This is a genomic window from Streptomyces sp. sk2.1 (genome assembly GCF_008120935.1).
Taxonomy (GTDB): domain Bacteria; phylum Actinomycetota; class Actinomycetes; order Streptomycetales; family Streptomycetaceae; genus Streptomyces.
Genome location: NZ_RDBO01000016.1, coordinates 112,277 through 120,318 on the forward strand (window position 1 = coordinate 112,277; position 8,042 = coordinate 120,318).

General features: G+C 74.7%; 10 protein-coding genes and 1 pseudogene. 9 read left to right on the top strand and 2 right to left on the bottom strand.

Features of this window, described 5'->3' with window-relative positions:
* Positions 1–339: pseudogene (locus EAO76_RS44335) on the bottom strand (hypothetical protein); the annotation flags it as partial.
* A gap of 201 nt (positions 340–540) precedes the next feature.
* Complete coding sequence (locus EAO76_RS44340) at positions 541–1,044, bottom strand: hypothetical protein (RefSeq protein WP_187438450.1); 504 nt, start codon at positions 1,042–1,044, stop codon at positions 541–543.
* Between the two features lie 85 nt (positions 1,045–1,129).
* Here EAO76_RS44340 and EAO76_RS45330 point away from each other — a divergent pair, with 85 nt between their 5' ends.
* The 9 genes from EAO76_RS45330 to EAO76_RS45830 form a co-directional block, all read left to right on the top strand.
* Positions 1,130–1,441 carry a hypothetical protein gene (locus tag EAO76_RS45330; protein WP_262375256.1) on the top strand — a complete coding sequence of 104 codons (312 nt, stop codon included), beginning with the start codon at positions 1,130–1,132 and terminating at the stop codon, positions 1,439–1,441.
* A 49-nt stretch (positions 1,442–1,490) separates the two neighbouring features.
* A complete protein-coding gene (locus tag EAO76_RS03295; protein WP_148833125.1) occupies positions 1,491–1,916 on the top strand; it encodes a phage tail protein in 426 nt (141 codons plus the stop codon).
* Positions 1,917–1,998: 82 nt separating this feature from the next.
* Positions 1,999–2,721, top strand: coding sequence for a LysM peptidoglycan-binding domain-containing protein (locus tag EAO76_RS03300; RefSeq protein ID WP_148833127.1), 723 nt, complete (start codon positions 1,999–2,001; stop codon positions 2,719–2,721).
* A complete protein-coding gene (locus EAO76_RS03305) occupies positions 2,718–4,484 on the top strand; it encodes a VgrG-related protein (RefSeq protein WP_148833129.1) in 1,767 nt (588 codons plus the stop codon). Before EAO76_RS03300 ends, EAO76_RS03305 begins: the two co-directional genes overlap by 4 nt.
* A 60-nt stretch (positions 4,485–4,544) precedes the next feature.
* Positions 4,545–4,862, top strand: a complete 318-nt coding sequence (locus EAO76_RS03310; protein ID WP_148833130.1) for a PAAR domain-containing protein — start codon at positions 4,545–4,547, stop codon at positions 4,860–4,862.
* Positions 4,859–5,278: a GPW/gp25 family protein gene (locus EAO76_RS03315; RefSeq protein ID WP_148833133.1), complete on the top strand. Its 420-nt coding sequence runs from the start codon at positions 4,859–4,861 to the stop codon at positions 5,276–5,278. The genes EAO76_RS03310 and EAO76_RS03315 overlap by 4 nt, the downstream gene beginning before the upstream one ends.
* The gene (locus tag EAO76_RS03320) at positions 5,278–7,239 is read left to right on the top strand and encodes a putative baseplate assembly protein (RefSeq protein ID WP_148833135.1); all 1,962 of its coding nucleotides are present in this window, start codon (positions 5,278–5,280) and stop codon (positions 7,237–7,239) included. Before EAO76_RS03315 ends, EAO76_RS03320 begins: the two co-directional genes overlap by 1 nt.
* Positions 7,236–7,799 (top strand): phage tail protein, encoded by a 564-nt coding sequence (locus EAO76_RS03325; RefSeq protein ID WP_148833137.1) that lies wholly within the window; start codon positions 7,236–7,238, stop codon positions 7,797–7,799. Before EAO76_RS03320 ends, EAO76_RS03325 begins: the two co-directional genes overlap by 4 nt.
* Positions 7,800–7,803: 4 nt before the next feature.
* Positions 7,804–8,042 (top strand): zinc ribbon domain-containing protein (locus EAO76_RS45830; protein ID WP_262375257.1); only part of this gene is annotated, 239 nt, incomplete at its 3' end.

Consider the following 8,042-nt stretch of genomic DNA (forward strand, 5'->3'; position numbering starts at 1 on the left):
CGTGGACGGACGGGTGTCCGCCGCGCCGGGCCCCGCGACCGTCCAGCGCGCGGCGGACACCCGTCCGTCCACGAGCACGCCCGCCACCGGCCCCTCTTCCTCCGCCGCGTCCTCGGCTCCCCCGGCTCCCGCCGCTCCGGTACGGGTCCGGCGGATCGTCCCGGGGCGGGCCCCGGCCGCCCCGTACGGACCCGCCGAAGGGCGGACGCCCGTCGTCCAACGTTCGCGTGCCCTGCTCCCGAGCAGGGCGCTGGAGATCAGCACCGGCGCGGCCGAGGGATTCTCGGCCCCGGTCGCGGCGGCGGGCGGCGGTTCGGCCCGGCCGGTCGTGACGGCCACCTGGCGTCGTGACGTACCGCGGCCCGGGGCCGCCGTACCGGCGCCGGGGCACGGGGGCACGTCACCCGCACCGCACCGGCCGTCCTCCGGTGCGTCACCCCGGCCGGCCCCCGTTCCTCCCCCGCCCGCCGGGCCCGCCTCGCCCGAGCGGCCGGTGCGCACGGGGCGGGCCCCCGAAGGGCCGGGCCCCGCCGGGACCGTTCAGCGCTCGGTGTCCGGGGGTGCTCCGGGCGGGGCGCCGTCCGGTGGTTCCGCCGGCCCCGCCCGTCCCGCGCCGGACGGCGGCAGGGTGCGGGCCGCGACCGGTACCGGCCGGGCGGGGCGCGGGGCGTCGATCGGCGGCTCCCTCCTGCGGCTCGTGCAGCGTTCGGCGCGTGGTGGGCCGGCCGTGCCGTCCGGGCCCGGCGTCCACCCTTCCGCGCGGGACCGCGTGGAGTCCCCACCGGCCCGCGTCCCCGCTCCGCCGTCCCCGGCACCGCACCCCGCACCGGCACTCCCGTACGCGTCACCGCCCTCCCCGGGGGCCTCCGCACCGTACGCGTCGGCGTCCCCCTCCGGGGGGTCCGCGCCGGCCGCCGCCCGGCCGGTCCCGGTGGTGCGCCCGCATCCGCCCGGGACGACCGGCACCGGCCCGGGCGCCCCGGTCGTGCAGCGGACGGCGATGCCGGTGGTGCCCGAGTCCATCGGGCCCCTGTTCACCGGCACGGCGTCAGGGGACGGCGCCGTGCCGGGTGGAGCACCGCCCCTCTCGGTGCGGGTGCCTCCGCGTCCCTCCCCCGGTCCGGGAGCCGTGTCCTCCTCCGGTCCGGCCGTGGGGGCGAGCGGTCCGGGAGCCGTGGCCCCGGCCGTGCAGCGCGCGGCGGCCGCGGCCGGGATCACCGGCGTCCCCGTCAGGGCGGCCCCGGTGAAGCCCGCCGGTCCGCCGGCGAGGAACGGACCGGCCGCCCCGCCCGATGCGGCGGCTCCGGTCGCGCACCGGGTGACCGGCGCGGAGATCGAGGAACTGGCACGCCGCCTGATCGACCCGGTGAGCCGGCTGATCCGCGCGGATCTGCGTCGAGGCCGGGAACGCACCGGCCGGCTGTACGACAACCGCCGCTGACGACGGCTCCGCCCGGCGGGGCACTGGGAAACGGCAGAGAAGAAGAGCAATGACGGACAACATCTTCGCGACGAGCGTGTTCTTCAAGCTGGTGATCGGGGGCAACGACCTGGGCGCCTTCCACACCTGTTCGGGCCTGGGCGCCGAGGTGGAGCTGGAGCAGTACGCCGAGGGCGGCAACAACGGCTTCACCTGGCAGCTGCCGGGGCGGATCACCTGGACCAACATCACGCTGACCCGCCCGGTGACCGCCGACACGCTCAAGATCACGCGGTGGCTGAACGACACGATCCAGCGGGTCGAGCGCAAGGACGGCGAGATCGTCGCGCTCCGTCCCGACCTCAGCCGCATCATCAGCTGGCAGGTTCAGGGCATCGTGCCGGTGCGCTGGCAGGGCCCCTCCTTCGACCCCGCCAGCTCCCAGCCGGCGATCGAGACGCTGGAGATCGCGCACGAGGGCCTGGAGCCCTCCTGAGCGTTCGTCGAACCGCTCTGGAAAACCCGGCGGCCCAGCAGCCCGTCACCCGTGAAGTCCCGGTCCCGGAAGGAGGAACGCGATGTCACCCGTTGCCCGCACGAGCCGTGCTCGCGCCCAGCTGACCATCATGGAGCCGCCCGCGGAGGTCGGCGCCAAGCCGGGCGGGAGGATCGCCCAGCTCACGCTGCAGTTCAATCCGTCGCAGTTGTCGTTGAACAAGAGCACCGAGTGGCGGCGCACCCCGTCCCGGATGGCCGAGCAGTCCGCGCTGCCCGAATTCGTGGGCAGCGGGCCCCGGACCCTTTCCATGGAGGTCTTCCTCGACGCCACGGCCACCCATGACAACTCGGTGGAGAAGGCGGTGGAGCAGCTGATGCTGGCGTGTGCGCCCACCCCGAAGAGCCTGGCCCGCAAGACGCCGGCCAGTCCCTGGGTGCGCTTCGACTGGGGCACGTCCCGGACGACCTCGTTCGACGGTGTGATGTCCAGCCTGTCCATCTCGTACACCCTCTTCGACGTCGACGGGAAACCGCTGCGCGCCACCTGTTCCCTCTCGATCGAGGAGGCGAGCGGCGAGCGGCTCGGGCAGAACCCGACGTCGGGTTCGCGGGAGGCGCGGCGCACCCATCGGGTCGTCGTCGGCGACAGCCTGCCGCTGCTCGCGTGGCGGGAGTACGGCGACGCCACCGCGTGGCGCACCATCGCCCACGCCAACGACATCGACGACCCGATGCAGTTGGTCCCCGGCAGGGAGCTGGTCGTGCCCGGCCTGGAGGCCCCCGCGGCGGAGGGCGGCCGATGACCGCCCCGGGCCGTTCCTTCGCCGCCGACCCGATCGTCGAGGCCCCCGGCGAGCTGCCTCCCGTCTGGGCGACCCAGTTGGTGAGCTGTGTGGTCGACGAGAACGTCGGCCTGCCGGACACCGCCGTGCTGACGTACCGGGACCCCGACCACAAGCTGCTCACCGCCACCGGGCTCACCATCGGCACCCCGCTGAAGATCTCCGTGGTCACCGTGCAGGAGCGGGCGCGCGAGCGGCTGTTCACCGGCGAGGTCACGGCGCTCGAACTGGACAGCGACACCACCGGTTCGTTCACCGTCGTGCGGGCCTTCTCCAGGGCCCACCGGCTGCAGCGCGGCCGGAAGGTGGTGGCCTACCGCAACATGCGGGCCGCGGACATCGTCCGCAAGGTCGCCGCGGGCGCCGGGATCGCCTGCGGGAAGATCGAGGCCGCGCCCGTCACGTACAAGCAGCTGACCCAGCCCAACGTCTCCGACTGGGAGTTCCTCCAGTACCTCGCGGGCGAGAGCGGCGCGCACGTGCGGGTGGACGACAAGGGCCTGTTGCAGTTCGTGAAGCCGAAGCCCGCCGCGTCGGCGCCCTCGCCCGACACCTCCGCCGCCCGGAACCCGATGGTGCTCGAGTACGGGCGCAATCTGCTGGCGCTGCGGGCCGTGCTGACCGGTGCGGACGGGGCGAACGACGTGGAGGTGCGCGGCTGGGACGTCGAGACCAAGCGGCGGCTGGTGGCCCGTGAGCAGTCCGTGCGCAGCGACACGGTGTCCCCGGGGATGAGTCCGTCGCGGGCGGCCGGGGCGTTCGGGTCGCGCGCCCGGCTGACGGTCGCCGACACCCCGTACCGGACCCAGGCCGAGGCCACGGCCGCCGCCGGTTCCCTGGCCGCCTCGGTGAGTTCCGGTTTCGGGGAGATCGAGGCGGTCGCCGAGGGGAACCCCCAGTTGCGGGCCGGTGAGCCGGTGGCGCTCGGCAACGTCGGGCCCGCGTTCTCCGGCCGCTACACGGCGACCGCGGCGCACCACGTCCTGGAACCGGACGGCGGCTACCGCACGACGGTGCTGGTGAGCGCCGCGCCCGACCGCTCCCTGGCGGGGCTGGCCGTTGGTGCGAACGCGCCCGCGCGCGGTCCCCGCGTGCCGGGCCTCGCGATCGGTGTGGTCACCGACATCCGCGAGGGCAAGGACGAACGGGGCTGGGTGCGGCTGAAGTTCCCCTGGCTCGACGACACCTATGTGTCCGACTGGGTCCGTACGGTGCAGTGGGGCGGCCGGGGCGGCGGCGGTGTGTTCAGTCCCGAGGTCAACGACGAGGTGCTGGTCGGGTTCGAGCAGGGCCTGCTGGACAGTCCCTACGTGCTGGGCGGTCTCTACAACGGGGTCGACAAGCCGTCGCCCCATGACGTGCCGCTGGTCGACCCGACCAGCGGCAAGGTCAACCGCCGTTCACTGGTGTCCCGTTCGGGGCACCGGCTGGAGCTGCTGGACAGTCCGCGCGGGCCGTCCGGCGTCCGGCTGGCCAGTGGTGACAAACAGCTCGACGTCACGCTGGACGAGCGGCGGAACGAGATCGCGCTGAAGGTGCTCGCGCCCGGCGGCAGCCGGGTGCTGAGCTCCGTGGTCCTCTCCAAGTCCGGCATCACGCTCGACGCCGGTACGGGCGAGGTCAACGTGAAGGGACGTTCGGTGACCATCAACGGCAGAACGGGGGTCACCGTCGACGGCGGGCTGCTCGCCGTCCTCAAGGCCAAGCTCATCCGGATCAACTGACGCCCCGACACGGCCCGTACGGCGGCCGGATTCCTTTTCGCAGCAAGGAGAACAGCGACCATGCCCCCTGCAGCCCGGACGGGCGACTCCACCGTTCACGGCGGCCTCATCGGGACCCCGCCACCGGGTGCCGTGGCCGTGGCCACCGTGCTGATCGGCGGCAGGCCGGCGGCCGTCGCCGGCAGCCTGCACGTGTGCGTGGTGCCCCCGCACGCCGCACTCGGGCCCGGGAACGTCGTCCTGCCCAACCCCGCCGCCGCGGTCGGCGGCCAGGTGCTGATCGGCGGGCTGCCCGCCGCCCGGATGCGGGACACCACCAGCTGCGGCGCGCAGATCATCACCGGCGCGATGAACGTCCTGATCGGGGGTCCGGTGTGAGCGGCTTCATCGGGCGCGGCTGGGGCTTCCCGCTGCGGGTCGGTCCCACGGGCGGCATCGGCATGGTCGAGCGGGACCAGGAGATCGAGGAGGCGATCGGGCTGATCCTCGGCACGGCGCCGGGCGAGCGGCCGATGCGGCCGGAGTTCGGCTGCGGCATCCACGAACACGTCTTCGCCCCCGGCGACGGCGCCACCGCGGGCCGTATCGCGCACGAGGTCCGCACATCGCTGGAGCGCTGGGAGCCGCGCATCGAGGTCACCGACGTGGTGATCGCGTTCGACGCCGTCGAGGAGGGCACCTTGTACATCGACGTGCACTACACCGTGCGCGCCACGAACGACCTGCGCAACCTCGTCTTCCCCTTCTACACCATCCCCTCCTCCGAGGGCTCCGCGGAAGCGGGGGTGCGCTGATGGCCCTGCCCTCCCCCAACCTGGACGACCGGCGCTTCCAGCAACTCGTCGACGAGGCCAAGCGGTACGTCCAGCAGCGCACCCCGGAGTGGACCGACCACAACGTGTCGGACCCCGGCGTCACGCTCATCGAGACGTTCGCGTACATGGTCGACCAGTTGCTGTACCGGCTGAACCGGGTGCCGGACAAGAACTACTCGGCCTTCCTCGACCTGCTGGGCGTCACGTTGTTCCCGCCGACGGCGGCGCGGGCGGAGGTCGACTTCTGGCTGTCGGCCCCGCAGCCGGAGACCGTGCTGCTCCCGGCGGGGACGGAGGTCGCCACCTCGCGCGGCGAGGCCGAGGAGGAGGTGGTGTTCTCCACCTCCGACGACCTCCCGATCGTGCCGAGTTCGCTGGTCCGGCTGGTCACCGCGCCGGTGTCGGGCGAGCAGACCGACCGGACCGCGCCGCTCGGCGCGGGCCAGGACGTCCCGTGCTTCCAGGCTCGGCCGGAGCCGGGCGACGCGGTGCTGTTCGGGCTGCCGACCGCCGTTCCCCGGTGCATCGTCGCCGTGCGCCTGGACAGCCGGGTGGAGGGCGTGGGCGTCGACCCGCGGCAGCCGCCGCTGGTGTGGGAGGCGTGGGACGGTGCCCGCTGGGTGACGTGCCGGACCGGCACCGACAGCACCGGCGGGCTGAACCGGCCGGGCGAGATCACCGTGTTCGTCCCCGCCGGGCACACCACGTCGGTGGCGGCGGGGACCCGGGCGGGGTGGCTGCGCTGCCGGGTGACCGCGCCGGAGCCGGGCCAGCCGTTCTACTCCGAGTCGCCGACGATCCGGGAGGCCGAGGTGTTCACCGTCGGCGGCACCGCGGACGTGGAGCACGCGGAGACCGTCCTGGACGTTCCGCTCGGCGTCTCGGAGGGGGTCGCCGGGCAGCGGTTCCTCGTGGACAGGGCGCCGCTGCTGCTGGACGGGGAGCCGCCGGTGGTACAGGTGTCGTCCGCGGAGGGCTGGCAGGTGTGGACCGCCGTGGAACACTTCGGTGCCTCCCTGCCGGACGACCGCCATGTGCGGATCGACGCCGTCACCGGCGAGTTCGCGTTCCCGCCCGAGGTGCGCGAGCCCGACGGGACGATGCGTTCCTGCGGCGCCGTGCCCGAGAAGGGCGCGCAGCTGCGGATCCCCCGCTGCCGGACGGGCGGCGGCGCGGCCGGGAACGTCGCCCGGGGCGCCATCAACGTGCTGCGCAGCTCGGTGCCGTACGTGGCGAGCGTGCACAACCGTGAGGCGGCCCGGGGCGGGGTCGACGGCGAGACGGTGGAGAACGCGAAGGTCCGGGCGCCCAACATCCTGCGGGTCCAGGAGCGGGCCGTCACGGCCGCGGACCACGAGGTCATCGCCCGTGAGGCGGCGCCCTCCCTGCGCAGGGTCCGGTGCCTGCCCGCCGTCGCGGGCGAGGGCGGGGCGGTGCGGGTCCTGGTGGTTCCCGACGCGGTCCCGGACGAGGGCGGGAACCTGCGGTTCGAGCAGCTGATCCCGTCGGAGTCGGTGCTCTCGGCGGTCGCGGCCCGGCTGGACGAGCGGCGGCTGGTCGGGACCCGGTTGGTGGTGGAACCGCCCGCGTACCAGGGCGTCACCGTGGTCGCCAGGCTGGTGGCGTCCGGTGGGGACGTGGACCGGGTCCGTACGGAGGCGCTCGCGGCACTGTTCCGCCACATCGACCCCCTGCGGGGCGGGGCCGAGGGGACGGGCTGGCCGTTCGGCCGGCCGGTGCAGTACGGCGAGGTCTTCGCGGTGCTCCAGAACGTGCCGGGGGTGGGTCTGGTGGAGGAGGTGCGGTTGTTCCCGGCGGACCCGATCACCGGCCGGCGCGGGGCGGCGCAGGAGCGGATCGACGTCGCCGCGGGCGCCCTGGTCTTCTCGCACCAGCACCAGGTCGTGGTCACCGCGGGCGGACGGGGGGACGGCTCATGACCAGGGCCGCGGTGCCGGGGCTCCCCAGCCGCCACCCGATCGGCGGGCTGCTGCCCGCCCTGTACGCCGACGACGACCTGGCCCAGCGGTTCACTGCGGGGCTGGACACCGTGCTGGCCCCCGTCCTGTCCACCCTGGACAACCTTCCGGCCTACTTCGATCCGGCACTCGCCCCGGCCGACTTCCTGCCCTGGCTGGCGTCCTGGGTGGGTGCCGACCTCGATCCGGGGCTGCCGCCGGAGCTGCGCCGGGCCGTCGTGGCCCGCGCCGTCGAGTTGCACCGGTGGCGGGGGACCCGCCGGGGGCTGGTCGAACAGCTGCGGCTCTGCTTCGGTGTCCAGGCCGACATCCGTGACGGTGGGGGCGTCGTGTGGTCGCCGGAGCCGGGAGCCGCGCTGCCCCCGGCTCCGACCGGCGAACTGCTGGTACGGGTCTGGGCGCCGCACGGGGGTCCGGTGGACGCAGACCGCGTCCTGGAGGTCGTCGCGGCGTCGTGCCCCGTGCACCTCACGTGCCGGGTGGAGATCCTGCCGGGTCCGCCGGCGGAGACAGGAGGCTGACGCGATGCGCCCATGTCCGGCGTGCGGTGCGGGCAACCGCGAGGACGACGAATTCTGCGGGAACTGCGGTTCCTACCTGGGCTGGTCCTCCCGGCCGCCGCAGCCCCCTCCCGCCGCGGAACCCGCCGTCCCGGAGGAGCCCGCAGGCCCGGCGGAACCGGCCGCCGGGCCGGCAGGCCGGGCTCCGGACGCTCCCTCGGCCGGTGCGGCCCCGCAGGCCGCGCCGGCCGAGGGAGCGTCCGG

Excerpts from the sequence above, each read along its gene's own strand:
- EAO76_RS03295 (WP_148833125.1), top strand. The coding sequence starts at position 1,491 with ATGACGGACAACATCTTCGCGACGAGCGTGTTCTTCAAGCTGGTGATC.
- EAO76_RS03300 (WP_148833127.1), top strand. The coding sequence starts at position 1,999 with ATGTCACCCGTTGCCCGCACGAGCCGTGCTCGCGCCCAGCTGACCATC.
- EAO76_RS03305 (WP_148833129.1), top strand. The coding sequence starts at position 2,718 with ATGACCGCCCCGGGCCGTTCCTTCGCCGCCGACCCGATCGTCGAGGCC.
- EAO76_RS03310 (WP_148833130.1), top strand. The coding sequence starts at position 4,545 with ATGCCCCCTGCAGCCCGGACGGGCGACTCCACCGTTCACGGCGGCCTC.
- EAO76_RS03320 (WP_148833135.1), top strand. The coding sequence starts at position 5,278 with ATGGCCCTGCCCTCCCCCAACCTGGACGACCGGCGCTTCCAGCAACTC.
- EAO76_RS03325 (WP_148833137.1), top strand. The coding sequence starts at position 7,236 with ATGACCAGGGCCGCGGTGCCGGGGCTCCCCAGCCGCCACCCGATCGGC.